Annotated in this window: 29 protein-coding genes; 10 read left to right on the top strand and 19 right to left on the bottom strand. The window is 66.8% G+C overall.

Annotation, left to right across the window (positions count from 1 at the left end):
• Positions 1-35: 35 nt before the first annotated feature.
• From EH209_RS04985 to EH209_RS04965, 5 genes are all read left to right on the top strand, one after another.
• The gene (locus EH209_RS04985) at positions 36-1,304 is read left to right on the top strand and encodes a DUF418 domain-containing protein (RefSeq protein WP_126661815.1); all 1,269 of its coding nucleotides are present in this window, start codon (positions 36-38) and stop codon (positions 1,302-1,304) included.
• 99 nt (positions 1,305-1,403) lie between these two features.
• Positions 1,404-1,937 carry a hypothetical protein gene (locus EH209_RS04980; RefSeq protein WP_126661814.1) on the top strand — a complete coding sequence of 178 codons (534 nt, stop codon included), beginning with the start codon at positions 1,404-1,406 and terminating at the stop codon, positions 1,935-1,937.
• Between the two features lie 162 nt (positions 1,938-2,099).
• Positions 2,100-2,432 carry a hypothetical protein gene (locus tag EH209_RS04975; RefSeq protein ID WP_126661813.1) on the top strand — a complete coding sequence of 111 codons (333 nt, stop codon included), beginning with the start codon at positions 2,100-2,102 and terminating at the stop codon, positions 2,430-2,432.
• Positions 2,433-2,532: 100 nt separating this feature from the next.
• Entirely contained in the window at positions 2,533-4,311 is a 1,779-nt protein-coding gene (locus tag EH209_RS04970) for a nitrite/sulfite reductase (RefSeq protein WP_126661812.1), read from the top strand.
• A gap of 375 nt (positions 4,312-4,686) precedes the next feature.
• On the top strand, positions 4,687-4,968 hold the full coding sequence (locus tag EH209_RS04965; protein WP_211338321.1) for a DUF6360 family protein: 282 nt from the start codon (positions 4,687-4,689) through the stop codon (positions 4,966-4,968).
• A gap of 36 nt (positions 4,969-5,004) precedes the next feature.
• Here the strand turns inward: EH209_RS04965 and EH209_RS04960 are convergent, their stop codons facing one another.
• The 3 genes from EH209_RS04960 to rqcH form a co-directional block, all read right to left on the bottom strand.
• Entirely contained in the window at positions 5,005-5,346 is a 342-nt protein-coding gene (locus tag EH209_RS04960) for a CBS domain-containing protein (protein ID WP_126661811.1), read from the bottom strand.
• 132 nt (positions 5,347-5,478) lie between these two features.
• Positions 5,479-5,772: a hypothetical protein gene (locus EH209_RS04955; RefSeq protein ID WP_126661810.1), complete on the bottom strand. Its 294-nt coding sequence runs from the start codon at positions 5,770-5,772 to the stop codon at positions 5,479-5,481.
• A 139-nt stretch (positions 5,773-5,911) separates the two neighbouring features.
• Entirely contained in the window at positions 5,912-8,086 is a 2,175-nt protein-coding gene (gene rqcH, locus EH209_RS04950) for a ribosome rescue protein RqcH (protein ID WP_126661809.1), read from the bottom strand.
• Between the two features lie 288 nt (positions 8,087-8,374).
• Between rqcH and EH209_RS04945 the strand changes: the two genes are divergently transcribed.
• Both EH209_RS04945 and EH209_RS04940 read left to right on the top strand, forming a co-directional pair.
• Positions 8,375-9,037, top strand: coding sequence for a hypothetical protein (locus EH209_RS04945; protein ID WP_126661808.1), 663 nt, complete (start codon positions 8,375-8,377; stop codon positions 9,035-9,037).
• Positions 9,038-9,124: 87 nt separating this feature from the next.
• Positions 9,125-9,322, top strand: a complete 198-nt coding sequence (locus EH209_RS04940) for a cold-shock protein (RefSeq protein ID WP_008894235.1) — start codon at positions 9,125-9,127, stop codon at positions 9,320-9,322.
• Positions 9,323-9,548: 226 nt separating this feature from the next.
• On the opposite strand, the gene EH209_RS04935 is transcribed toward EH209_RS04940, so the two are convergent.
• The 5 genes from EH209_RS04935 to EH209_RS04915 form a co-directional block, all read right to left on the bottom strand.
• Positions 9,549-10,307 carry a hypothetical protein gene (locus EH209_RS04935; RefSeq protein WP_126661807.1) on the bottom strand — a complete coding sequence of 253 codons (759 nt, stop codon included), beginning with the start codon at positions 10,305-10,307 and terminating at the stop codon, positions 9,549-9,551.
• Positions 10,308-10,794: 487 nt separating this feature from the next.
• Complete coding sequence (locus tag EH209_RS04930) at positions 10,795-11,103, bottom strand: translation initiation factor eIF-1A (RefSeq protein WP_083870274.1); 309 nt, start codon at positions 11,101-11,103, stop codon at positions 10,795-10,797.
• Between the two features lie 99 nt (positions 11,104-11,202).
• Complete coding sequence (locus tag EH209_RS04925) at positions 11,203-11,715, bottom strand: hypothetical protein (RefSeq protein ID WP_126661806.1); 513 nt, start codon at positions 11,713-11,715, stop codon at positions 11,203-11,205.
• A gap of 54 nt (positions 11,716-11,769) precedes the next feature.
• Positions 11,770-13,089: a YncE family protein gene (locus tag EH209_RS04920; RefSeq protein WP_249038749.1), complete on the bottom strand. Its 1,320-nt coding sequence runs from the start codon at positions 13,087-13,089 to the stop codon at positions 11,770-11,772.
• A 239-nt stretch (positions 13,090-13,328) separates the two neighbouring features.
• On the bottom strand, positions 13,329-14,120 hold the full coding sequence (locus EH209_RS04915) for a fumarylacetoacetate hydrolase family protein (RefSeq protein WP_126661805.1): 792 nt from the start codon (positions 14,118-14,120) through the stop codon (positions 13,329-13,331).
• Between the two features lie 193 nt (positions 14,121-14,313).
• Between EH209_RS04915 and EH209_RS04910 the strand changes: the two genes are divergently transcribed.
• Positions 14,314-14,562: a hypothetical protein gene (locus EH209_RS04910; RefSeq protein ID WP_126661804.1), complete on the top strand. Its 249-nt coding sequence runs from the start codon at positions 14,314-14,316 to the stop codon at positions 14,560-14,562.
• Positions 14,563-14,592: 30 nt separating this feature from the next.
• Here the strand turns inward: EH209_RS04910 and EH209_RS04905 are convergent, their stop codons facing one another.
• Positions 14,593-15,618: an amidohydrolase family protein gene (locus EH209_RS04905; protein ID WP_126661803.1), complete on the bottom strand. Its 1,026-nt coding sequence runs from the start codon at positions 15,616-15,618 to the stop codon at positions 14,593-14,595.
• A gap of 121 nt (positions 15,619-15,739) precedes the next feature.
• Here EH209_RS04905 and EH209_RS04900 point away from each other — a divergent pair, with 121 nt between their 5' ends.
• Positions 15,740-16,345: a nucleoside-triphosphatase gene (locus tag EH209_RS04900; protein WP_126661802.1), complete on the top strand. Its 606-nt coding sequence runs from the start codon at positions 15,740-15,742 to the stop codon at positions 16,343-16,345.
• A 213-nt stretch (positions 16,346-16,558) separates the two neighbouring features.
• Here the strand turns inward: EH209_RS04900 and EH209_RS04895 are convergent, their stop codons facing one another.
• The 9 genes from EH209_RS04895 to EH209_RS04855 all read right to left on the bottom strand — a co-directional run bounded on the left by EH209_RS04895 (position 16,559) and on the right by EH209_RS04855 (position 23,679).
• The gene (locus tag EH209_RS04895) at positions 16,559-16,771 is read right to left on the bottom strand and encodes a hypothetical protein (protein WP_126661801.1); all 213 of its coding nucleotides are present in this window, start codon (positions 16,769-16,771) and stop codon (positions 16,559-16,561) included.
• Positions 16,772-16,899: 128 nt separating this feature from the next.
• Positions 16,900-17,328 carry a hypothetical protein gene (locus EH209_RS04890; RefSeq protein ID WP_126661800.1) on the bottom strand — a complete coding sequence of 143 codons (429 nt, stop codon included), beginning with the start codon at positions 17,326-17,328 and terminating at the stop codon, positions 16,900-16,902.
• Between the two features lie 276 nt (positions 17,329-17,604).
• Entirely contained in the window at positions 17,605-18,360 is a 756-nt protein-coding gene (locus EH209_RS04885) for an adenosylcobinamide amidohydrolase (protein WP_126661799.1), read from the bottom strand.
• 8 nt (positions 18,361-18,368) lie between these two features.
• Positions 18,369-19,436, bottom strand: a complete 1,068-nt coding sequence (locus tag EH209_RS04880) for a threonine-phosphate decarboxylase (protein ID WP_126661798.1) — start codon at positions 19,434-19,436, stop codon at positions 18,369-18,371.
• Complete coding sequence (gene cobT / locus EH209_RS04875; protein WP_126661797.1) at positions 19,426-20,478, bottom strand: nicotinate mononucleotide-dependent phosphoribosyltransferase CobT; 1,053 nt, start codon at positions 20,476-20,478, stop codon at positions 19,426-19,428. The genes EH209_RS04880 and cobT overlap by 11 nt, the downstream gene beginning before the upstream one ends.
• 1 nt (position 20,479) lies before the next feature.
• Positions 20,480-21,067, bottom strand: coding sequence for an NTP transferase domain-containing protein (locus tag EH209_RS04870; RefSeq protein WP_126662523.1), 588 nt, complete (start codon positions 21,065-21,067; stop codon positions 20,480-20,482).
• Positions 21,067-21,828: an adenosylcobinamide-GDP ribazoletransferase gene (cobS, locus tag EH209_RS04865; RefSeq protein ID WP_126661796.1), complete on the bottom strand. Its 762-nt coding sequence runs from the start codon at positions 21,826-21,828 to the stop codon at positions 21,067-21,069. The genes EH209_RS04870 and cobS overlap by 1 nt, the downstream gene beginning before the upstream one ends.
• Positions 21,825-22,949, bottom strand: coding sequence for a CobD/CbiB family cobalamin biosynthesis protein (locus EH209_RS04860; RefSeq protein ID WP_126661795.1), 1,125 nt, complete (start codon positions 22,947-22,949; stop codon positions 21,825-21,827). Before EH209_RS04860 ends, cobS begins: the two co-directional genes overlap by 4 nt.
• A 91-nt stretch (positions 22,950-23,040) precedes the next feature.
• Entirely contained in the window at positions 23,041-23,679 is a 639-nt protein-coding gene (locus EH209_RS04855; RefSeq protein WP_126661794.1) for an HAD family hydrolase, read from the bottom strand.
• A 112-nt stretch (positions 23,680-23,791) separates the two neighbouring features.
• On the opposite strand from EH209_RS04855, the gene EH209_RS04850 reads away from it, so the two are divergent.
• Positions 23,792-24,400 carry a helix-turn-helix transcriptional regulator gene (locus EH209_RS04850; RefSeq protein WP_126661793.1) on the top strand — a complete coding sequence of 203 codons (609 nt, stop codon included), beginning with the start codon at positions 23,792-23,794 and terminating at the stop codon, positions 24,398-24,400.
• Positions 24,401-24,495: 95 nt separating this feature from the next.
• Here the strand turns inward: EH209_RS04850 and EH209_RS04845 are convergent, their stop codons facing one another.
• Positions 24,496-25,107, bottom strand: a complete 612-nt coding sequence (locus tag EH209_RS04845) for a translation initiation factor IF-2 subunit beta (protein ID WP_126661792.1) — start codon at positions 25,105-25,107, stop codon at positions 24,496-24,498.
• Between the last annotated feature and the right edge of the window lie 67 nt (positions 25,108-25,174).

Below are 25,174 nucleotides of genomic sequence, written 5' to 3'. Positions count from 1 at the left end.
CTTTTGTATCCGCCGCGCCTCGGAACGAATAAGCGATGACCTCCGAGACCGGGCCGACGCCGCCGTCGGAACGTATCGTCGGCCTCGACGTACTGCGGGGAGTCGCCCTCCTCGGGATTTTGCTGGTCAACATTCGGGTGTTCTCGATGCCGTCGGTGGTGCTGACGAATCCGACGACCTACGGCGACCTGTCCGGGGCCAACTACTGGGTCTGGTTCGCCGGCCACGTCTTCGCCCAGCAGAAGTTCCTCACGATCTTCACGCTCCTGTTCGGCGGCGGCGTCGTGTTGTTCACCCGCAGCGCCGAGCGGCGCGGACGATCCGCGGTCGGCTTGCACGTCCGCCGCTCCGCGTTGCTCGTCGCCGCCGGCCTCGCACACGCCTACCTCCTGTGGTACGGCGACATTCTCGTCGCCTACGGGATCTGTGCGATCGCCGTCGTCATCTTCCGGGACCACGAGCCGCGGGATCTAGCGACCTTCGGCGTCGTCCTGCTGGCGATCCCGTCGCTCATCGAGGTGGCGTCGGGGCTCACCATGGATCCGGCCGCGATCGCAGACTCGTGGCGGCCGGCCAAATCGGTTCTGCAGTCCGAGATCGAGGCCTACCGCGGCGGCTGGATCGCCCAGCTCGACCACCGGGCCCCGACCGCGTTCCAGCGCCAGACGTCGGGCTTTTTCGGCTACAGCGCCTGGCGCGTCGCCGGCTCCATGCTGCTCGGAATGGCGCTGTTCAAGTGGGGCGTCCTGACGAACGACCGCTCGTCGCGGTTCTACCGCCGATTAATCCTCGTCGGGGCCGCAAGCGGGCTCGCCGCGATCCTCGCCGGCGTCTGGTACATCGAGGCCAACGACTGGTCGGCCGGCGCGGCCCTGTTCTGGCGGCAGTTCAACTACTGGGGGAGCGTCCCCCTCGCCGGCGCGTACGTCGGAATCGTGATGTTGTTCTGCCGGTGGCGTCCCGCGGGATTCGCGACCCGGGCGCTGGCCGCCGTCGGCCGGACCGCCTTCAGCAACTACATTCTGCAGACCGTCCTCGCCACGTCGATCTTCTACGGCCACGGGCTCGGGCTGTTCGGCCGGCTGACTCGAGTCGAGGCGCTCGGCGTCGTCCTGCTCGTCTGGGCGGTGCAACTCCCCCTGTCAGTCCTCTGGCTACGGTACTTCCGGTTCGGTCCCCTCGAGTGGCTCTGGCGCGTCCTCACCTACGGGGAACGCCAGCCGCTTTTGAACGACCGACGCGACTCGGGAGCCGACGAGGGGCGATCGAGTACTGATGACTGTGAGTCGACTACGGGGCCGTAGCGGCCGTGAGAACGGTGATGATAGCAGTCCGCCTACCGGTGCGATCGGGATTTCACTGTTAGGGCGCAGTGGTATCTCCTTAGGATGCCAATTGGTACCATGAAGCTCGCACACGTTTCGTTCCTCGAAGACTTCGGCACTCGATCGGTTGCAGTCCACGCGCTCATGGTACTCGCGTTCGCCAACGCAGTGCTCGCGGGACTGTTCCTCACCGGACAGGTCGGCCTCGTCTCGTTCGTCGCGCTGCTCAACTTCACGGCCGGACTGTGGGTCGCCCACTCGGTTCACTCGCTCGGGCACGAGGCTGCCGGCGGCGAGTACGAGGGCGTCCTCAACGAACTGCTCGGCGGCAGTACTGACGAAGCCGTCGACGGCTTCAATACGGGCCGGTTCGGTCGACTGCTCGCGCTCGTCGCGGCCGTGACGGCCATCGCGCTATTGACCTCGGCGCAGGTCCTTCCAGGCGCGGTCTTCCAGATCGCGGTCGTCGCTGTCGGCAGCATCGCCGTCGTGACCGCGATCATCGGGTTCCTGATCGCGCTGGGCGCGTCCTACGACGAGAGTCAACGGCAGACCGTCGAGCGGATCGAACGGAACGCGGAGACCGACGGCGGCAATATCGACGACGAGTGAGCCGGGTGCGAGGTACAACCGGCAATAATATCTCCTACATCGTACTCGGATCTCGAGACGACGCCAACTCCCTCGTGCGGTTTTCGCTCGAGCCGGCGTCGTCGCGCCGGTAAGGCTTGCCCCGGACGACGGATGGAGTCCGCTGGACTGTGAACCGAACGTATGACGATCGCAGTGCGGACGCTCGACGACGGCGCGTGGATCAGCGTCAATGACAGCCGACAAGTAAGCGTCAGCGACGTTTGGACCCTTTCTCAAGGTGTTTTCTGTGACTGTGAGCCGGCGTACGTCCTCCTGGAGGCGTTCGTGGGCGTGAGCGTCGATGGCTCGATCGTGTTCGCGGACGCAGTCGGACAGTGCCTCGAGTGCGGGACTCGCGACCCGATCGACCGGCTCCCCGTCGGCCGCGTCGTCGACGGGGAGTTCCGCCCGTACGATCCGGAGGGCGTCCAGTGGCGCGTCGAGCCCGACGGCGAGTGCGCGAGTCGAGAGTAGCGGTAGTAGATAGTGGCAATGACGACCGGGACCGACGAGACCCGGGCAGTACTGACGACAGACAGCGAGGCTTATACGTGCAGGTCATATAGCGGGATCAATGCCAAGCGACGTCGAGCAGTGGAAGGACGAACTCTACGGTACGGATATTCGCGACGAGATCGAACGCTTCGCCGAGGAGGGATGGGAATCCATCCCCGAGGACGAGCGAGACGCCTGGTTCGAGCGGTTCAAGTGGTTCGGTCTGTACCACCAGCGGGCCGGACAGGAATCGTACTTCATGATGCGGATCGGCCCGTCGGGCGGCGTTCTCGAGCCGGGTCAGTTCCGACGGATCGTCGAGATCGCCGACGAGTTCTCGCGCGGCCCCGCCGCGAACCCCGAGTTCGGGAACGGCTGGATCGACGTGACGACGCGTCAGGCCATTCAACTGCACTGGATCCGCCTCGAGGACGTCCCGGAGATCTACGAACGACTCGAGGACGTCGGTCTCTCGACGGTCCAGGCTTGCGGTGACTCCTGGCGAAACATCGTCGGCTGTCCGGTCGCCGGCAAGGACAAACACGAGCACATCGATGCCGGCGCGCTCGCGAACGAGCTCCACGACACGTACAAGCAAAACGAGGCCCACTCGAACCTCCCCCGCAAGTGGAAGGTCTCGGTGACCGGCTGTGACGAGGGCTGTGGCCAGGGCGACATCAACGATCTGGCGTTCGAGCCCGCCGAAAAGGAGATCGACGGCGAGACCGTCACGGGCTACAACGTCCGCGTCGGCGGCGGCCTCTCGCGCAACGAGCCCCGCTTTGCGCGTAACATTGACGTCTTCGCGACGCCCGAACAGGCCGTCGAGGTCGCCGGCGGGCTCTCCGCGCTGTTCCGCGACCACGGTGACCGCGAGGACCGCTACAACGCGCGCATTAAGTTCCTCGTCGACGAGTGGGGGCCGGAGAAGGTCCGCGAGACCCTGCAGGAGGAGTACGTCGACTTCGAACTCGAGATCGCGGGCGAGGATCTCCGCGAGTCGTACTCGTACAACGCGGGCGAGGCTGACGGCAAACACGACCACGTCGGCGTCCACGAGCAGGTCGACGAGAACTACTACGTCGGTCTGAACGTCCTCGTCGGCCGTATCGGCATCGACGACGCCTACGAACTCGCCGACGCCGCCGAGGAGTACGGCTCCGGCGAAGTTCGCCTGACCCAGCGCCAGAACATCATCTTCACCGACGTCCCCGAAGAGAACCTCGACGATCTGCGCGCCGAACCCGTCCTCGAGGAGTACAGCCCCGATCCTCACCCGTTCCAGCGCGGCTCGATCGCCTGTACCGGCACCGAGTTCTGTTCGCTCTCGATCGTCGAGACGAAGAACCGGCAGGTCCGCTTCGCCCGCTGGCTGAAGGCGAACGTCGAGCTTCCTGACGGCGTCGAGGACTTCCACATCCACCTCTCGGGCTGTACCGCCTCCTGCGCCCAGCCCCAGATCGCCGACGTCTCCCTGCGCGGGATGAAGACGCGTAAGAACGGCGAACCCGTCGAAGCGCTCGACATCGGCCTCGGCGGCGGCCTCGGCGAGGAGCCCCAGTTCGCCTCGTGGGTCACCGAGCGCGTCCCGGCCGACGAGGTCCCCGGCGCGATCGCGAACCTGCTCGAGAACTTCGCCGACGCCCGCGAGAGCGAGGCCCAGAGCTTCCGCGAGTTCGTTGCCGAGCGCGACGACGAGGAACTCGCCGAACTGGTCGAACCCGAGGAGACCAGCTACGAGGACCCGTACATGCACAACACGAAGCGCACCTGGTACCCCTACGCTGAAGACGACGAGCTGGACTCGAGCCCCGCGCCGGCCCGTGCTGACGGGACGCCGATCGCCTCGGACGACTAACGGCTAAGACTCACTGCGCGCTCTCGATCTGCGGCTCTCGTTCCTCAATGCGTTTCTGATTGGACCACCACGAAAGCCCCTGCTGACTCCGGTCAATGGCCTCGTTGCGCTCCTCGGCCTTTGGCCTGCGGTGCTTACGTCGTCCGTCTTCCCGGAGGCAGCGGGAGAGCGAAGCTCCCCCGGACATCGCGGACGCTCCGCGTCCGCTCAACAGCAGCCCCTTTCAGTCCCACCCACGGTTGCTTGACCGGCCAGCGGGTACGGGTGGGACTTTCGTGGTGTTTTCGAAGGACACGGTGATCGTAGCGAGGTCTACAAGCAATTCTGTCATCAATTCTCGAGTGGTCTAAGTGTGCTCGCCCGCTCTACGGCAACATGACCGACCGACTGATGAAGGTCAACGCCTACACGACGCTCGATCTGGTCGACGCCGTCGCGAGGGGCCAGGAGTTCGAGACCGAGGCGTTCGCCGTCGCGAACGCGACCTCGGACAAGGAGAACCCCGACTGCGTCCGACTGCAGTTCGAACTCGACAATATGACCGAGGAACACCTCCCCGCCCACATGGAAGAACTCGAGTTGACGGCCGACCAGGCGCGGACGCTCGCGGCCGACCTCGAGAAGCACGCCGATCGGATCGACGACGCCGAGGAGTAACGGCAGCGACGAGTCGACCGCGCCGTCGAGTCGGGATCAGGAGAGCGCTGCGGTGACGTCGGTCGACGAAACCATGCCGAGGTAATCGTCCTTCTTTACGACCGGGAGGTGACCGATGCCGAGACCGGTCATCATCGCGGCGACCTCCTCGAGGTAGAGGTCCGGCGGCACGGTCTCGACGGATTCCGTCATCACGTCTCTGACCCGCAGTTCGGTCGGGTCTCGTCCCTCAGCGGCAGCGTTCACGAGATCGGTGCTGGTGACGATCGACGGGGGATCCGTCGTCACGACTAGCGCGGTGATCTCCTCGTCGCGCATCGTCGTCGCGGCCTCCTGGATCGTCGCGTTTTTCGAGACGGTCTCGAGTGGCGTCGACATTACCTCATCGACACGGGTACCGTTAGTAGGTGTCATGTGACTACGTACGATCACGTCCACCATGTCTCTTGCGCACGGTTATCACTGGCCTCGGCGTCGAGGTGTCGCCGTCAGATCCGCGACCGACCGCCGTCAGTCCCGGAGTTCCTCGATTTTCCCCTTGGCCTTCTCGATTCCGGACTCGAAGGTTTCCTCGATCTCTTCGACGGAGCGTTCGACGTAGCGGACGCGCTCTTTCGGAACGCGACGAACGACGTTGTTGCCGTCCTCGTCGGTCCCGTACGCGAACAGCCAGTGGTCCTGAAAGTACGCGATGCGGTCGTTGTCGACGGTCGCCCGCTCGAGGTCGCCGGTTGCGGTCTCGTAGACGATCGACGCCTTTCCCAGCTCGAGGTCGGATTCGGTGTCGGTATCGATATCGGCCATGGGCGTGGCGTCCACCGTCGACCGTGTAGGCCTGTACCCGGCAGGTGCAGCCGCGGCGCTCGCCGATCGATCGCTGTCGGGAGAACTCGATGGCGACGCCGATCGCTGCTCCTCGCGAGAGCGGCGGCGACGCGGCCGCTCACTCCTCGCTGATCCGGCTCCCGCCCGGCGGCATGAAGTGCTGGATGCGGTCCGGACTGGCGATCTTCCGGACGAACGACTCGTCCTCGAAGCGCTCACGGAACTGGCGGTAGATCCGCTTTGCCGCGTCGGCTTGTGCGTACCGACCGGGCTCGAGTTCGATCGTCGTCACCGCCTGCCCCTCGATAGCCGACGGCGGACCGCCGATCACGCGCGTGTAGGGCGCACACTGGATGCCGACCGCGACGTCGACCGGCGTGTCCCGGTAATAGGTGCGGTCGCCGCGGATCGCGAACCCGCCTTTCTCCAGGTACTCGCCGCTCTCGGGGGTCTTGGTGACCTGATCGGAGTCGACGGCGTAGACGTCGCCGGCGTAGCGGCCGTCCTTCCAGACCGACGAGTAGGAGACCGCGAACTGCGCGGCCTCCTCGATGCTCGAGTCGGGTAACTCGATGTCCGACGAGGAGGCCTCGCTCGGATCGGTCGCCTTGAGCACGGTGACGGGGCCGCCGTGGGCCTGCGTGTGGAGGACCTTGTCGCCGGGCTCGAGGTACTTTTTCACTAACTCCTCGTTCTGGTCGGCGTTGCGCCCCCCGATCACGAGGTAGCCGTCGCTGGTGTGGAACCAGCGGAAGCGGTCGAACCACGGCTCGTTCTCGCGGATCGGAACGGAGGGTTCCGAGAGCCAGTCGCGCTCCTCGCCCTCGTCGTCCTCGTCGTCCTCGCCCTCGTCGGCGGCGTCCGCTTCCTCCCACCGGTCTCGGCGGGCCTTGGCTTCCTCGAGGTCCTCGCGGGTGTCCTCGATGGCCGCCAGCGCGCCCTCCTTTTTCTCCCCGATGCGCTTGGCCTCGGTGTAGAGGCGGTCGGCGTTCTGTTCGACGCCCTGCTTGGCCACGAGGTCGATGCGCTCGCCGTCGAGTTCGACGGTGACGGTTCCCTCGCTGCCGTCGACGTCGACGACGGCCTCGGCGGCCGCGATGCCGCGGTCTGCTCCTTCGGCGAAGCGCTCCTCGATCTCGTCCCAGGGTCGGTCCTGGGCGCGGGCCTCCTGAACCGTCGAGAGGATGTCGTCGACCAGCCCGTACTCGGCGTACAGCAGTTCGGCCTGCTCGCGGAGGGCGTCGGCCTCCTGCTCGAACCCCTCGATCGCGCCCCGCTGTTGCTCGATGATCCGCTCGTACTTGGCGATCTCCTCCTCGAAGTCGGGTCGCTGCGTGGTCGGATCGGTTTCCTCCTCGTCCTCGGCGAGTTCGAGCCGGTAGAAGTAGTCGTCCAGCGCCGCGAGGAAGGAGTCGTACGGCTCCGAGGCCAGTTCGACGTGCTCTTCGAGCGGGAACGGTGTCGCGTCGACGACCCGGTCGGGACTCGAGTCGTCGTCGTTCTCGTCGCCCGATTCGCTCTCGTTGTCATCGTCGCCGTCGTCGTCCGCGAGGTACAGCCGCGGATCGAAGTTCCCGTTGCGCAGGTCGAGCGCGAGTCGTTCGATGGCGCCGTAGATCCGATCGTAGACGTCCTCGTCGGCCTCGGCGATGTCCATCGCCTTCTCGACGCCGGCGCGGGTACAGATCTCCTCGGCGTAGAGGCCGCCGAAGTTGAGCTGAGTCGCCAGCGTCCGGACGACGTCCGTGTCGGAGTCTTCCATCTCGCGGTCGAACGCCTCCCGGGAGACCGTCAGCGGGTTCGTCCGACTGTCGGGGAACTCGTAGCGCGAGCCCGGCACGACGGTTCGGGACTTGAGGCGGACGGTCTCGAGGCAGTCGATCACCTCGTACTCGCCGTCGGTGACGGCGACGTTCCCCTGACCGAACAGTTCGACGATGATCCGGGTGGTGCCGTCCTCGCGCTCGAAGATGAACTCGAGGATGCGGTCGAACTCGTACTGTTCGACGCCGGCGAAATCGGCCCCGGAGAGTCGATTGCGGAGCATCATCGCGAACTGCGGCGGTCGGCCGGGCGCGTCGGGCACCCGCTCGGGGGCGACCGTGTGGGCCCGCTTGGTCTCGCCGACCTCGAGGAGGAGTTCGACGCGGCCCCGATCGAAGTCCCGCATCTTGAGCCGGACGAGATCGTCGCCGTAGAGGTAGGCCTTGTCGACCTTCGCTCCCTCGTAGGTACCGAGTTCCCCAACGAGGGCGGCGAGGTCGACGCTGGTAAGCTCCCGCTTTGGATCCATACCCCAAACTGCCCGGCGCTGTCAAAAAGGCGTGTCGCTCCGGCGCGGTCGGCTCGCGCCCTCGCTGGGTTGGGACCGTCCCGCGACGTGAGCGGTCAACCGCCGGTCGCCACGTTCTCGAGGGCGGTCGGAAAGCCTAATCCGCGCCGAGGCCCACCGTACGCGTATGTCCAACAGCGTCGACACGAGCCGTCGGGGCCGACGCCCGACCGCCGCAGCCGTTCGGCACCGCAGCGACGACCGAACCGGAACCCAAAGCGGGCGCCGACCCGCCGCCGGAGGCCGCCGATGAGTCAGCCGGGCCCCGACTCGAGCCCCGACCCCGACGACCAACCGTGGGACGAGGTCTCCCGGTTCCCCACGTTCGTCGACCATCTCGAGAACGAGGGGGCGTTCTCCGTCCGGGAGATTATCTCCAATCTGGACGTGGAGATCCCCGTCGACGGGATCGTCTTCCACGACCGGGGCATTCGCGTCCCCGGCTACGACGCGACGTTCATCCACGAACCCTCGCGGGGCCGGCCGGCCTTTAGCCTCGAGGTGGACACGATCGGGCCGCGAAACGCGTGGGCCGTCTTCGACGCCCAGCTCGGCTGGGACCTCTACCTGCTCCGGACCGAGGGCGTGTCGGCTCTGGCCTGGGTCAGCGACGAGGAGTACAAGACCGAGGAGGCGACGCACTTTCAGACGAAACACGACGCGCTGGCCGCGGGCCGGTTCTCCTTCGGCGTCTTCTGTTACTCGGGTAGCGACTGGGACGAACGCGTCGCCCGGATCGAGGGCACGGACGCCCCCGCCTACCTCAAACGCGACGACGGCACGCCGGTGATCCCCCAGAATCCTTCGGAGTTCTACGACTACATCGGCTCGAGCGCCACCGAGTTGCGCCAGACCGGCGGCGGCGCGCCACCCCACCTCGGTATCCTGGAACTCGAGGTTACGATCAACTGATCGAGAGGGTCCGCTCTCGGATCCGACTTCCGTGGTATCACGACTCTCGGAACCCTTATCCGGGGGTCAGCACTACATTTGTTTGTAATGGCAAACGGTAACGTTGATTTCTTCAACGACACAGGCGGCTACGGTTTCATCTCGACTGAGGACGCAGACGATGACGTCTTCTTCCACATGGAAGACGTCGGCGGCCCGGATCTGGAGGAGGGAGAGGAGATCGAATTCGATATCGAACAGGCCCCCAAGGGCCCCCGCGCGACGAACGTCGTCCGCAACAACTGATCGCGACGGCTTCGTCGCCAGCGGGCGACGCTGACTGTTGCTGTGATTTTTCGTGAGTTACGTGCCGAGCCGTCGCTCCGTGCGTTCGGTAGCGCGACCGATACGGAATCGACTAGCAGCGATCGAGACACAGATCTCTCGATCGGAGACGGATTTCGGTATCGAAATAGGCTGCGAAGCGCACATTCAGTGGGGTTGCGAACCGAATATGAGGGTATCCGTCACACTACCAATCAAAGAACGGATGTATTACGGTGGCGAAAAGTATCACCCACATCGATACTATTCCGATTCCCAAGAAGTCCTCAGAGAACGAGAACCCATAGTACATCTCGAGAAGTGGGTCCACGATTCCGAGTCCTGTGAAGAGGATTCCGTACAGTGCAAGACCCAGGATTACGTTTCGGTTCGGAGTGCCACCACCTGCCGGCGTGATGCTGAAATGGCTAGTGACGGCCATGAACGCCAGAACACCCACTACTGGTATAATTACCGTAGCAAATATGATGTGTTTTTCCTCCAGTCCAGAGAAGGGACCGGGATCGCCTCCGATAGTTCCGTCGGTGGTTTTCAGAATATATATGCCATCGTCTGTTTCTATCACATCATAGAAATCTCCGGGATTCGTTGAAGCGTACGTAAAATCGTCCGGTCGTTCAGTTTCGTCACAGACCGGCATCTCTTCACGACAGTATTTCACACTATAGCTCACGCTATCTCGATCACTGTTTCGATAGTCGGTTATCCCGTGCTCTACGACCGCCTGTGCGGCTGGCGAAAGCTCATCGATCGGCGTGGGATCGTCTGTTGAAACGTCGTACACCCCCGTAGATTCGTGCGTGATCGCATGATAGTCGGACGTCTCGTACGGGTCTGCAAATAGCCACGGGATACCAACGACAGCGCCGATCAGAAGACAGCAAACAAGCGCTGCCAGAACTACGGCTGGCGTTACAGAAGTTGACTGCAAACGGAGTTTATTCATGTATGCTGTTATTTTCACAGCTGACAAATGCTTTCTGCTACTACCGACACGCGCGAGCGTATCGGCGGTTGGCCGCCGTATTTGCACCGTCAGAAAGGTGTTGAGCCGAACCAACAAATGGCCGCGACAAGGGTGAACATCATCCCAGCCAGAAAGAGGGGATATCAGAGTTAGGTGACCACTTCGTCTCTCGAGAGACTGCCGGCCATCCCAATACGTCCTGCAACAAGCGTTGCGGCTACGGCCCTCGGCTCTGTACCGATCGTTTTCGACTCGATCTTTCCGCCCATTATCCTCACAATATCGCTGCGAATGCAGCCTTCCTGAAACACGTACAGTCCGTACTATCCATGAGATCCCTTCAGTTCGGGACCGACCTCTCGAGCAGATTCGATTCAGTGCGAGAATAGCGGTACGCGACGCGAACGCCGTCGCTCGAGGGCGGTGTCGGTCGGCGAGAAATGCGGTCAGTTCGAGTTACCGAGGTTCAATCGATATGGCCTTCGCGACGCAGTTGATCTGCGTCCTGGCTGGTGTAGCGCCACTCGATCGTCGCCTTCTCGTCCTGCCAGTCCCAGGGTTCGGCGACGACGATGTCGTCTTGTTCGATCCACGTGCGGTACTTCATCCGGCCGGGGATGCGGCCGAGGCGCTCCTCGCCGTCGGCACAGCGCAGTTGCACGTGGTTGCCACCGAGGTGTTCGGTCACGACGGCGAATACTTCATCGTTGTTGGGCATACGGAGGTTCCGGCGCCCGGATTCTTCTGTCACAACTGTACTACGTGCGGGAGACATTTAAAGGGTTGGAGAGCCGTGGTAACATTTGGCTCGATGCTGACAGTACGTACAGCAGACATGATATCTATTTAACATTCATGCTCGGCGGCCGGCGGGCTACAATTCCCGGTCCGAATCCGGATTCTCGAGTTCCCACAACAGTTCCGGCAGGAACGCCTCGAGGTTCTCAATGACTTTCCGCTCGCTGACGTTCAGCCCCTCGCAGTGTTCGTGGGCCGAGTCGCGGATGTCGACGTGGAGGTCGCCGTCCTCGCGGAAGACGGCCAGCGGAAAGACCGAGCACCGTGTCGGTTTCCAGTCCTCCTCCAAGTGGAGGGTACAGAGGCCGTCGTCCCGGAGGAAGGCGCAGGCGCAGCCGTCGTCGCCGACGTGGTCGTCCCGATCTTTCTCCTCGCGGGTGACGAACTTCTCGCCGCGGAAGTCCGTCGTCGTCTCGGCGAGGTTGGCCCGCTGGGCCAACTCGAGGAGGTCCTTGTCGTAGAGGAGCACGCCGTGGTGACAACACCAGGTGCAGTCCTCGACGCACTCGAAGGTAAGCTCCGGATCGAACTCGACAACGACCTCGCGGTCGGGGTAGACCTCGACGCGTCGCCGCTGGTCAGCGCTCACGGCTCCGGAGAGGGGCGTCGTCCTCAAGTGCCTTTCTTCTCGACGGTCCGGACGTCAGCCGCAGTAACAGTTATCGTCCGGGCAGTACGTCGCCTCCCGTTCGCCGACCTCGAGGCCGAGCTCGGCGAGCGAGCCCCGCAGTCGACGGCTCGTACTCGTCTCCGGCCGAACCGTGCCGCCGACGGCTCCGGTCGGTGATTCACCGGTGTCGACCGTCGCGACGACGTTACGCTCGGCGTGATCGATAACGGCGACGTGGTTGGCCGTCTGAACGGGAACGTACAGCTTCTCTCGGCGCGGACCCCAGGCGCCCGAGATAGCGCTCCCGCCGACGTCGAGCTCCCCGTCGATCGTCCCGTCCTCGAGGTCGAGGACGGTCACGCTGTCCGCTTCGGGTGTAAAGAGATAGCCCGCCTCGCCGTCCGGATCGATCTCGCTGGTGATCGGCGCCGCCGGGAGGCCGTCGTCTCGCGTGATCCGCTCGAGTTCCGCGGGCTCGTCCGGCGTCGAGATGTCCCAAATGCTCTCGGACCCCTCTCGCGGCACCGCTGGGTCGGGGCCGAGCGTCCCCTCGCCGTTTTCGATCAGCAGCAGGTCGCCGGCGAACGAGGCCGTGGCCATGAACGGCAGGACGTTCCCGTCACCGACGGGATCGCCCACGTCGATTTCGGCCGCGGTCTCGAAGGGATCGACGCTGACGACCCTGAGCGTCTCGTCGGCGACGTCGGGGACGAACGCGTACTCGCCCGACGGCGGGAACGTCACGTCACACGGGCCGGTGTAGCCGGTCCGGATCTCGCCGGTTACCTCGCCGAAGGTATCGCTGTCGCGGTCGGCGTCGATCCGAACGATCACGTGGTTATCGGGGTCGTCGGGATCAGGATCGAGCGTCGTCGTTCCGCCTGCGGCCACCAGCAGGTGCTCCTCGTTCGGCGTCAGGTTCGGATAGTTCGGCTCGAACCCGGTCTCGACGCGGGCGACTGCCTCGAGCGTGTGGGCGTCGAGGGCTTTCACGCCGCCGTTGACGTTGAGCCAGAGGATATCGTACGTCGAATCCGCGCCGGTCCCGTACTGGTTGGCCGGGAACGACGCGGTGGTGTCGACGTGTGCGGTCTCGAGCGCCTCGTCGGTCTCGGCGTCGATGACGGTGACCGTTCGGTCGCCGTTGTTGAACACGTAGACCGTAGGGGCGCGCCGGTCAGCGCCGTCGCTCCCGCCGACATAGCCGGCCAGTGCGGCGGTCGCGCCGGCGGCGGCCGACGACCGCATGAGCCGTCGGCGGTCGATCCCCTCGGCGAACGGATCTCGCCGGTTCGGGGGACTCGAGCGCGGGCGGCCGCCGTCCGGCGTCAGTGAGTCTTCAGGCGAATCCATACTGGTGTACTGACGGAGGCTCGAACGAACGGCGAATCTCCGCCGGTTCGAACCGTCGCTTCGCTACCGGAGAGACGGGCTCGGGGAGCAAAAGGGAATGCCAATCTGATGCCGTCGTTACACGACCGACAACCGAAACGGTTGATGGTCGCGCCGGCAGTCACTCGATGCCGGTCCCTTCCGACGCTCCCGACACTTCCGCTATCGAACGCGGTCGGCCCCGCCGTCGCGCCAACGTCTCAGTGGAGCCCGACGCCGCGTCGCTGCCCCTCGGTCGCTCGCTCGCGTCCGCGCTCGCCGTCCGCGTCGACGACAGCGTTTCGGAGTGTCCCGACGCCCTCGTAAGTGGCCTCGACGGCATCGCCAGCTTCGACCGCTCCGGGAGCCGCGGGACTGCCGAGCGAGACGACGTCGCCCGAACGGAGGGTAACCCGACGGGAGAGCGACGAGACGATCTCGAGGGGGTCGAACGGCATCGATTCGACGGTCGCCTCCCGGCGCCGCTCGTCGGTGACGTCGAACCGCACGCCGACGCCGATCGGGTCGACCGCGGTTTCGATCCACGGACCCAGCGAGCCAGAGCCGTCGGACGCGTCCCGGGCGGTGTGACCGTTCGAGTCGACCGCGACGATGTCGTTTCGGATCGTGTACCCGCGGACGACCCCCGGAACCTCGTCTTCGGAGACGTTTCGACAGCGTTCGTCGATGACGGCCGCGAGTTCGCCGACGGCCACGAGTTTGCCGGTGACAAGTTCGTCGGCGGGATCGGGAACCGGAACGGAGGCCCGGTGGCCGACCAGCGACGTCGCCGACTCCGCCACGAAGTCGAATGCGTCTACGCGTTCCCGAGTCGACTGGTAGTCGGTGGCCGCGAGGTCGCCATCGATGCGGTACAGCGCCGAGGGGTTACAGGGCGGCAGGAAGTCGGGGTCGACGCCGACGTCGTAGGCGCCGTCGTCGGCGTGGAGGACGCCGTCTTCGTACCGTCCAGCGACCGGCCCGTCGTCGGTCGCGATCCGCGCGAGTTTCATTACCGCCCGTCGCGGTTCCGGGTTGGTAGTGGTATCGATTCCGTCGTCCGCCGTTCGGACCTGCCGACCGGTTCGCGGACCGACTCGCAGCCGCTGCTCTCGAGGAAATTCCCACTCGCCCGCGACGCTCGAGGCCCGGACACAGGCACATGGAGGGCCGACGTATACCCCGATCCCTCGGCAACGGATGGGTATGTGCGCTAACCTCACCGTCGACGAGGAAGGAAAGCGAGTCGTCAACACGAACGGCAAGGAGATCGGCGTCATCGACGAGGTCGGTGCGGGGGTCGCGTACGTCGAACCCGGGGCGGAGATGAGCGACTCGATCAAGTCGCGACTCCACCGCGACCGGGACGTCGCCGACGGTATGGAACGATTCAAGCTCGACGAGGACTACGTCGACGAGATCACCGGCGACGAAGTTCGATTGCAGCGGTTCTGAGCGCTCGACTGCCGGACGATTGCCGAGCGCTTACGCCTCACCTAATAGCCCCTCGAGGTTCCGGTAGCGAACGTTCGCCCCCGCTTCGGCCGGGAGATCGAACCGATCGAACAGTCCGAGCTGGGGCACCTCGTGACCCGGGTAGAGATAGTCCGTCCCGAAGAGGAGCTGTTCGTGGTGGGTCTCGAGAAACGCCTGTCCGTATTCGGGATCCCGAGTGAGTCCGGTCCAGCCGGAGAGTCCCGAGAGATCGCCGTAAACGTTGTCGTACCGGGCGAGGAGCTCCGGCACCCGGCCGCCGGGTTCGACCGGCCGCTCCGGATATCGACCCAGATCCGATTCTTCGACGTCCGCGGAGATGTGGGCCCACCAGCCGTGGGCGTGGCCGACGAAATCGACGTCGGGGAACGACGCCAGCACGTTTTCGAAGCGCGGCAGTCCGACCGCGTCGAGCATCGCCTTGTCGTCGAGGTGGAGGACCACCGGAAGCCCGTGGTCGGCACACAGTTCGTACAGCCGCTCGTGTCGGGCGTCGTCGATCGGTAACCCAGCCTTCAGTTCGCCGAAGCCCCGCGCGCCCCGCTCGACGTAGCGCTCGAGGAGGTTCGTGACGGCCGAGAAGTCCTCCTCGTAGACCAGCGTCCGCGGATCGACCGTACAGAAGGGGACGAGCCGGTCGGGGTAGGCGGCGACCTGCTCGAGGATCCACCAACTCGGCGCCTGGACCGGATAGCTCTCGGGCGAATCGAGCGCCAGCACGACCGCGCGGTCGATCCCGACCGCGTCCATCCATGACACCAGGTCGTCCGCGTACAGGGGCTCCCTATCGAGGGTCTCCGCGGGGATCAGATGGGTGTGGGCGTCGAACAGCGGCTGGTCGGCGACGGCTCCCTCCTGACTCGACTGTACGCTCGGTTCCGTCCCCGCCGTCGCACTCGTCTCCCTCCCGACGACGCTAGCGGCCCCGAGGAGTCCGGCACTCGCCCTCGAGAGCACGCGTCGCCGAGACGCGCTCGTCGTCGATCGCTCCTGTCCGCTCGCTCGCGCTCGAGACATGCGACGTTCTCCCACGATCCCGACAAAAACGGTACGGGGGACCGATCAGTCGGGCGACGGATCGCGGAGGCTTTTAGTTTCGAGGCGGCCGAACGGTCCGATCACGAACGCCGAAGTACCGATGTCAGATGCGACCAACGCTCTCGTCACCGGCCCGCCCCGCAGCGGCAAGACGACCGCCCTCAAGCGGACCGTCTCGCGCCTGCTCGAGGACGGCTACGCGGTCGGCGGCCTCTCGAGTCCTGAATGCCGCGAGGCGGGCCGGCGCGTGGGGTTCGACATCGTCGATGTCGCGAGCGGCGAGCGCGCGGTAATGGCCCGCGTCGACGGGGTGAGCGAGGCGGACGGCGCCTCGAACGGACGCGACGAGCCCTGCGAGTCGGGAGCGTCCGCCCCCACCATCGGCAAGTACACCGTCGACGCCTCGGTCGTCGACCGCCTCGCCGGGAGGGCGCTGCCATCAGCCGTCGACGACGCCGACTGCGTGGTGATCGACGAGATCGCGCCGATGCAACTCGAGAGCGACCGGTTCGTTCGCGAAGCGACGCGCGCCCTCGAGTTGTCGACGCCGGTGCTGGCCGCGATCACACTGGACGCGACGGACGGATTCCTCGGCGCGGTGAAAAATAGGTCGGACACGGAGCGGTTCGTGATCGAGCCGGACGCGCGAGACGCGCTTCCCGAGACCCTCGCCGAGTGGGTCCGGTCACGAATCCGGCCCCGATAGTCTATCGGTCCCAATCCCGATCCTACTCTCGTATTCTCGTGGCGTGTAACGGCTGGTCCGCCGGAGCGTGACAGGCGTTCCGGCAGAGTACGTGACAGGGTGCCACCGAACCGGGTGACAGGTGATTCGGTGGCGCGTGTGACAGGGAACCGTCGGCGTCTGACAGGGACGCCGGCGGAGCATGTGTGTGTGTGCGGATGCAGCTATCCGACGTTACTCCTCGATGACGAGGTACGTCCGATCGAGACGGTGCTCGAGCGAGACGTCGTCGGCGTCGACACTCGATTCGACGAACTCCTCGATGCCGGCGGCGTGGAGATCGGTGACGTCGATGCGACGCCGCTGAGAGTCGAACTCCAGCGTGGTGCCTTCGTCTCTGGTGGTCGGCTCGGATCGGTCATCGGTTCGGTCGACGATCAGTGCCATACGTATCGATGAGAGGGATAGTACGTTAAACCGATCCACCCGGAGTGAAAGTGAAAGTGCAGGACAGCGGGGGTGTATCGTGGAATCTGTGAATCGACGTCGCGGCGGTGGCGGCGCGAGTCTCCGGCCTATCCAAGGCGCTTGACGTCGACGCGGTGGGGTCCCGCGTCGGTCTCGAGTTCCACCGCGTCGACGATCGCCGCCTCCGCTCGCGCCTGCCAGTCCTCGACGGCCTCGGCGTGGCGCTTGCGGATCCGCTCCGTTTCGGACGGGTCGGCGTCCTCGAGTTCCCCCTCGAGGTCCGGATAGTCGGCGACGACGTCGTCTTCGATGACGTCCTCGGGCGGGACGTGGACTGCCCCAGTCAGTTCGGTATCGTCGCGTCGGTACACGTGGATTCGCGCCCGCATGCGGCCGTGGAACGGCGGCGTCACGCGGAGCACGGCCTCGCCGGGGTTCTCCCGCGTGTACGCGTAGGCGTTGGCCGCGTCCTCGGCCGACAGCGCCAGCGAGCGGACGGTCGTCGGATCGTCGTTCGCGTTCTCTTCCCCCGCCATTGGCCCTCCGTTGGACTCGAGACGGGTAAAGGGTGTATCTTCGATCTTCGGGACCGAACTCGAGGAGTTGTCTTCTCGCTCGATGCGTTCACTCGGGTGAAAATAGTACAGTCGGATCGAAGAGGGTTGAGACGGAAACCAGCGTCCTGCTGGCCCCGACAACGGGGAATTGCCACACCCTCCCCAACCGATTCGCTCGCGAGATTTGGGCCGCGGCTCACGTTCCGTTCGCCGCGGTCCAGCGCACGCCACAGCAAGCGGGGACTCGAGAGCCAGCTATCGGTCCTCGAGCGACGGCCGAAAGACCTCGGCCCGACCGTCGGTCGAGACGCCGTAGGTCGCATCCGCAACCGAGTTCGGGAGATCAGCCTCGGTGTCCGCGTAATGAGCTTTCAGCGACGCGCTGACGGCCTCCCGGACGCAGGCTCGAGTCGCCCTCCCGACGTCGGTGCCGCTACCGGAGAACGCGGCCCGCTCGCCGGTCGGATCGTGGCCGACGACGACGGCGTCCGTCGTAGTGCCCGGCACGCCGGTCTCGGCGAGCAGCGTCGCGGCTTTGGCCTCCGCGGCGACGGCGATCAGATTCGCCAGCGCGCCGGGGGCGAGCGCCCGCGTCGTTCCGACGACGATATTGACGGTGCCGCGGTCCGGTGTCGCGTCGCCGTCCGCCGAGTCAGGGACGCCAGCACTCGAGTCGTCCTCCGGGTCCATCGGTAACGCGGCCGGGTTCGAGATGCCGGCGGTCGCGTAGGCGGTCACGGAACCGCGCCGCGCACCGCGGGCGTCGGTCTGCTCGACGCCGGTCAGGAGGGCCGGTCCGCCGGCGTCGAAGCCCGCACGCTCGAGGCGCTCGTCGACGTACGCCTCGAGATCGGTCCGGTCCCAACCGTCTGGGACGGTGACGTTGTAGGCGCAGTCGGCGGTTCGGCGCCCGCCGTTCCAGCCGGTCGAGAGCCACTCCGTTCCCAGGCGCGCCACCCGAAGGACGCCGTCTCGGCGGACCGCCTCGTACGCGGGATCAGTCGCGGTCATCCACGGCGCTAGTGCTCTCGTCCGGTACTTGAGTCGTCGGATTCCGATCCGTCGGCGACGCCGAGGGCCGCGAGCAGCCGATCGTTCGCCTCGCGGTCCTTGACGGCGACGCGGACGTGCGAGTCGAGGTCGCGGAAGGTCCGCGCGTCGCGGATCGCGACGCCGTCCGCGCGGGCCGCGGCGATCACGCTGTCGACGTCCCGCCCGCCGACGTCACACAGCAGGTAGGGCGCGTCCGACGGCCGGACGTCGAACCGCGAGGTGAGCGCCGCTCGCATTCGCTCGCGCTCGCTGGCGACCCGCTGGCGGGTCTCGCGCACGAACGCGTCCTGTCGAAGACAGGACGCGCCGACCCGAGCGGCCGGCGTTCCCAGCGACCAGGCGCGGCGGGCCGTCTCGAGGGCCTCGTGTCGCTCGCCCGTCGCGACCGCGAACCCGGCCCGCAGCCCCGGCAGGCCGAACAGTTTGGTCAGCGAGCGGGCGACGATCACGTCCGCGGACTCGAGGCGGGCGGCCGACGGCAGGTCGGTAAACCCCAGAAAGGCCTCGTCGACCAGCAGCGTCGTTCCCGCGGCTCCACAGCGGGTTGCGAACTCGGCAAGCGCGTTGGGATCGGCCGCGTCACCGGTCGGATTGTTCGGCGTGCAGACGATCGCCAGCGCGCAGTCCTCGAGCGCGTCGTCGTTCGCCGCCAGGATCTCGTCGTGCGGAACGAACCGCGGCGAGGCCCCCTGCAGGCGGACTTCGCGCGCGTACTCGCCGAAACTCGGGAACGGAACCAGCGCCTCGTCGCCGGGCTCGAGGGTGACCTCCAGCGCCAGCCGAATCGCGGCCAGTCCGCCGGGCGTCGGAATCACCCGATCGGAAGCACAGTCGACGAACTCTCCCGCTGCGGCCCGGAACTCGGGGTAGTCGTCGTCCGGATACCGGCGGGAGTCCTCGAGGGCGTCCGCGTAGACCGCCTCGACGCCATCGGGCGAATAGGGATTGGTGTTGGCCGAGAAATCGAGGATATCCCGGTCGGTCTCGCCGCCGTGGGGGACGCGCTCTCCGGTGCGTATCGCGTCAGGGTCCACCGTCGCCCTCCGTCTTCGGGTTCGTCTCCGCCTTCGGATCCGAGTCCGGTCTGCCATCGGCGTCGATTCCGAGCCGATCGCAGACCGCCTCGAGTCGGTCAAGTACGTCGTCCATCCGGCCGTCGGGGACCAGCGAGAGCGCGCCGCCCATCGCGACGCCCTCCTTGGCCTCGCCCGCACAGTAGCGGGCCATGGCGACGTGATCGCGCGAACCGAAGCCGGGATCCGTGACTGTCAGCTCGCAGTTCAGCCGGTAGCAGGCCTCGCCGAGCCGATCGCCCTGCTCGTCTTCGACGAACGAGGTTGTCGCGATCGACAGCGGCTCGTCGACGTCGGCGTGGCGCAGGGCCGTCGCGACGGCCACCATCTGGGTTCCGCCGGCCAGCGTCACGTCGGCGCCCGACTCGAGCGCACCGGCTGCGGTACCGGCCACCGTCGCCTGAACCGGGTCGCCGACGGCGCGGATCGCCGCGAGCGGGTCGTCCTTGCAGTCGCCGGGCTCGAGGTCGCTCGCCGCCAGCGCCTCGTCGACGACCCGACGTTTGCGTTCGATCGGATTCCGCGGGAGCGAGGAGGAGACGGCGGTCGGTTCACCGAGCGCGGTGAGCACGCCCAGCGCGGTCGTCGTGCCGCCCGGCACGGTCTCGCCGATCAGGAGGTCGTCCTCGGGGAGGCTCGCGCCGAACGAGCGGGCGCGGTCGAAGATCGCCGCCGCGTCGGGGACGGCTTCGCCCTCGCGGACGTCGGTTCCGGGCTCGACACCCAGATCGACCGTCGGCGCGCCCGTCGGCTGGGCGAGGCCGGCGTCGACCACGGTCGCGTCGAAGCCAAGCACTTCCCGGACGGCTCGAGTCACCGCGGCCGGCGTCGGACAGCCGCTCGGGCTCACCGGCGTCACGGGGGCCGTCGTCGGCTTCCCGTACTCGAGGATCTCGACGTCCGCGGAGGGGGTGTGTTCCATCAGCTCCGGGGCGGCGCCGGCAGCGCTGATGCCGTCGATCAGGGCCGTCTCGGTCGTCCCGGCGGGGAGGATCACGCGCATCTCAGCGGTCCTCCGTGGCCGTCGCGGACAGCTGGGCTGTCGCGATGGGGGCGTCTTCGCGTCGGTTCACGTTGATCGCGAGTCGCGGGTCGTAGTGTACGCGTGTCATGGATTCGTTCGAATCGCCGACTACGTTGACCCCGGTCGGCGCGAGGTGGTCGTCCGACTCGAGCGTCGCGTCGACGCTGACGTCGAGCCGGCGCTTGAGTGCGACGGGGACGGCGATGGTCAGTGACGCGGTGGTCTCGCAGTCGCGATAAGTCTCGACGATCCGATCGACGACGGTCACCGCGAGCAGCGGGACGTCGGCGGCGACGGTGAGTATCGGCGGTTCGATCGCGGGCTGCTCGAGCAGGGCCATCAGGTCGGCCACGTAGCCGTCGCCGGCCGTCTCGATCGTCGTTACCCCGTCGGTCGCCTCGAGGTGCGTTTGCGTTTCGGGGGCGTTCGGCGAGACGGCGGCGTACACGGCGTCGACGCGGCTCGCCTCGAGCCCGGCGAGCACGCGGTCGACCATCGCGACCCCGTCGATCGGGTGCAGCGGTTTCTCGCGGGGACTCTCGAGGCGGGTCCCCTTCCCGCCGCACATCACAACAGTGTCCACGCGATCACCCCCAGGTGGACGCCGGCGACGCGGCCGATCTCGTTGGCTGCGCCGAAGATATCGCCGTTGATGCCGCCGAGGTGGCGCGTCGCCCAGTACCAGGGGAGGCCGATCCCCGCGAGGGCGCCGCCGAGGGCGACCGTTGCCGCCGGGTTCGGCCACGTCAGCGCGGCGGTTGGCAGAGCGATCAGTGTGGGTGCGACGAACGAGAGCGGATCGGACGCCGTCGTGAACTGCCGGCCCATCCCCTCGTCGCTCGCCGTCCCGAAACAGGCCATCGCGGCCATCCCGAGTTTCGTCCCGACTTCAGCGGCGACCGCGACGCCGATCGCGCGGCGGGGAGGGAGTCCGGCGAGGGAGAGCCCACCCAGCGCCAGCGCGGCGACGACGAGGGAAACCGCCAGCAGCGCGCCGACGCCGGTCGTCGTGTCCTTCAGGACCTCTCGGCGGCGCTCGCGGTCGCCGTGGACGACGAGCGCGTCGCCCAGATCCGCGACCCCGTCGAGGTGGTGGATCCCGAGAACGGCGTAGACGGCCAGCAGGTAGCCCAGCGCGACGGTCGCGGCCGGGAGCGCCTCGGTCGCGAGCAGGGGGACGGCGGCCAGCGCGCCCGCAACGTAGCCGACGACCGGGAACGTCGCCGGACTCGAGCGAAATGCCGCCCAGTCGCCGTCGCGGTGGCCAACCGGCAGTCGCGTCAGAAAGCCCAGCGCGCCACGGACGGCGGCGATCCCGCCCCCGATCACGCGGGTATCACCTCGAGCCCCGGCAACGTAATCATCGACACAGCGAGTGCGTTGGTGAGGATCTCTGCTTCCGCGCCGAGCGCGGCGCCGATGCCGGCCGTTGGACCCGTCGGGACCGGCTGCGTCCCCTCGAGCGACGGGCTGATCGCGATCACGGCCGCCGCGAGAAGGACGGCGAGGAGGACGCCGACGACGGCCGCCCGGCCGACGACGGTGACGGCCCGCTCGCCGTCCGCGACCGTTGGCAGGTCGGCCTCGGGATTCAGGTCGTACACGCCCGCCTTGCGGAGTCGGACCGAGAGAACGCAGGCGAGGGTGGCCATGGGCCACCCGGAGTTGGGCGAGGGCGGGTCCTGGGCCCACCTCCTGGCCCGCCAGAGCGCGAGCGGGTCGGCGCCGCCGACGGCGATGGTGACCGCGGCCAGCCGCGCGGGGAGACACATCACGAGGTCGTCGAGTCGCGCGCTCGCGGTGCCGTGTGGCTTCGCGGGATAGCCGAGCATCGAGTCGAGCGTGTTGACGCCCTTGACCCACGCCGCGGCGGCTGCGGCGGCCGGCAGCGACAGCGGCGCGAGGAGGGCGAAGGGAAGGAGCGTCGCGACCAGTCCGTCCGCGAGATTCTCGCCAGCGCTCTCGACCGCCGCGCTGCGGATCTCGGCCGCCGAGAGCGTCGACGTGTCGCGACCGACGAGGCCCCGAACCCGCTCGCGGGCCGTCTCGAGGTCCACGTCGGGCTCGGATCCGGCGCCGTCTGTCTCGGCCGTCGCAGCGGTCGCAGGGGCCGCAGTGGCGTCGACGACCGCCCGGGTCAACTCGAGCAGCGAGCGCAGGCTGGTCGTCAGAAAGAGGACGAGGCCGGCGACGACGGCCCCGGCGAGCGGCGACAGGGCGCCGGCCAGCGCGACGGCGCCGCCCGCGACGACCGCGGGACACAGCGGCGCGAGCACCGCGATCCCGACGCCGGCCAGTCGCTGGCCGCGCTCGGTACCGGCCCACTCCCGGTCGAGCGCGCCGACCAGCCGACCGAACCACGCCACCGGATGGAGCGCGTTCGGCGGCTCGCCGACCAGCAGGTCGAGGCTGAAGGCCAGCCCGAACAGCGCAATCGTCGTCAGTAGCACGGTCGTCCCTCCGGCTCCCGCTCGCGAGTACGAGTACGAGTCCGCGTTCCGTTCACGGCCCCTCCCTCACCCCTACCGTCCCGCCGCGGAGTCATGATTGGCGCGACTCCCCGCGGGCCGAGAGGCGTTCCGCAATCGCCTCGAGCGAGCGCTCTTCGAGTAACAGCGCCGTTCCGCCGACGGCTTCGACGCCACCGTCGGCCCGGGGATCGTCGCCGACGTGGACGAGGTCGGCGGGATCGACGCCGAGGCGATCGGCGGTCAGTTCGAAGATCTGAGGCGCGGGTTTGCGCCAGCCGCAGCCGACACTGGTCACGATCGCGTCGAAGTCGTCACGCTCGAAGGCCGAGCGGACGAGGGTGCGACCGACCAGTTCGGGGACGCTGCAGTTCGAACAGATCGCGACCGGCCCCGTTTCGCGGGCGGCCGCGACGGCCTCGACGGCGCCCGGTCTGGTCTCAACCGTCGGATCGAACGCCGCGACGACCGCTCGCCGGGCCGCATTGCGCTCGTAGCTGACGTCGCGGCTCGCGAGCGCGCGCGAGACGTGGGCCGGCAGCGGCACCTCGGCGCCTTCGGGGGCGTCGACGTGGGTCTCGGCGTAGGCCTCGCTCCAGTCGTCTGGGACCGCGACGCCGCGGTCCGCGAGTTCCTCGGCTACGGCTGCGGCCGGGTCGGACGGTCTCTCGGCGGTCACGAGCGTCCCGAAGAGGTCGAACGATACTCCCATGAGTGTGTAACTAGCACAAACTGACTTTAATTTCGCGGTCGGAACGCAATCGATCGGCGGCGGGAAAAGATTTGTAACGACCACGGCCAGGATAGTGATCGAGGCTTCCCCGATGTCCCGACGATTCCCCTCCACCTCCCGATTCGTCCGCCGCGTTCGGCGTACCGTCCAAGCGAGTCTCGAAACGGTCAAATCACTGGTTCGTGTCGGCTCCAGTTCCGATACCGCCGTCGACGAGCCGACGCCCGTAGACGATCCGCACCACAATCGTCACGACCGACTCGACTCGACGGGCTGGGACCGCGCTGATCACTACAGCGGGCCCAATCGAAACGACCAATCCGATCGCGACCACGACGACGGCACGCGACTCGAGTCCGGTTCGGATCCGAGTCCGAAATCGTCTCCGGGGTCGAGAGCCGCCCTGCTCGACCCTACAACCGGTCCCACGAGTCAGAGCGAGATCCTCGAGCACGGTTGCGTGCCGGCTCAGTACGTCCGCGTCGTTCTGACCGAACACGGCGGCCGACTCAAGCAACGGCGCTTCGTCGACGAGTACGGCTGGTCGCCGTCGACGATCAGCGAACTCCTCTCGTCGCTCGAGGACGACGGCGTGATCGAGCGCTACCGGATCGGCCGCGAGAAGGTGATTCGTCTCCCCGACGGGGAGCAGCGGCTGGCGCCGACGGCGGGACGGTCGCAAAACGAGCGCAGCCGCTGAGCATCATCGCGTCTCTGATCGCACGATACCGTCGCGATCGGCGTGTAAATCGGTTCGGCGGCTGCGATAGCGTTCCAGAGAGCGGACGACCGGCCTCAGTCGAGGCGGGCGAACGCGAGGTTGCCGGAGATGTTCTTGATGTAGATGTCGACGACGTCGCCCTCCTCGGCGCCGGGGACGAAGATCGTGTACTCGCCCTTCTCGGCGACACCGTCGCCCTTGCGTCCGGTGCCGGTGATCTCGACGGTGTAGGTATTGCCCTCCTCGACGGCGTCCTGCTGTTGTTGCTGCTGGCTGCTGGTCGAGCGCTTGGTGACGGGGCGGAACGCACCGCAGGCGTCACAGCGAAGCATCGGGGTGCGGTCCTCGCGGACGAGGCGGGTGTCCGGCAGGCCACACTCCGAACAGAGGACGTACTCGTCGACGTAGGCGTCGATGGCCGCGTTGAAGTCCTGCTCGGAGAAGGTACCGTTGTACCGACCGCGGCCGTCCTCGAGTTTGCCGCTGGTACCCAGTTCGCGCTGGACAAACCGGTGGAGGTGTTCGTCATCGCGCGAGAGCACGTCGGCGATTTCGCCGAGGTTTGTAAAGCGCGTGAACGCGCCGTCCTTCTGGGGGACGGCGTCGGGGATCTGCAGTCGCTCCTCGTCGCCGCCGATGTCCGGTACGTCGTCCATCGCCCGGTCGAGACTCGCTTCGTAATCCATACGCGAGAACAGGGGACCGGGACGTAAATCCGTTCTGCTATCACAATCGAGAGCGGGCGGCCGACCG

Origin of the sequence: Haloterrigena salifodinae (assembly GCF_003977755.1) — an archaeon.
In the GTDB taxonomy this organism is placed as follows: Archaea; Halobacteriota; Halobacteria; order Halobacteriales; family Natrialbaceae; genus Haloterrigena; species Haloterrigena salifodinae.
The sequence above is the reverse complement of the archived record's forward strand: the minus strand, read 5'-3'. Positions and strand labels throughout refer to the sequence as shown.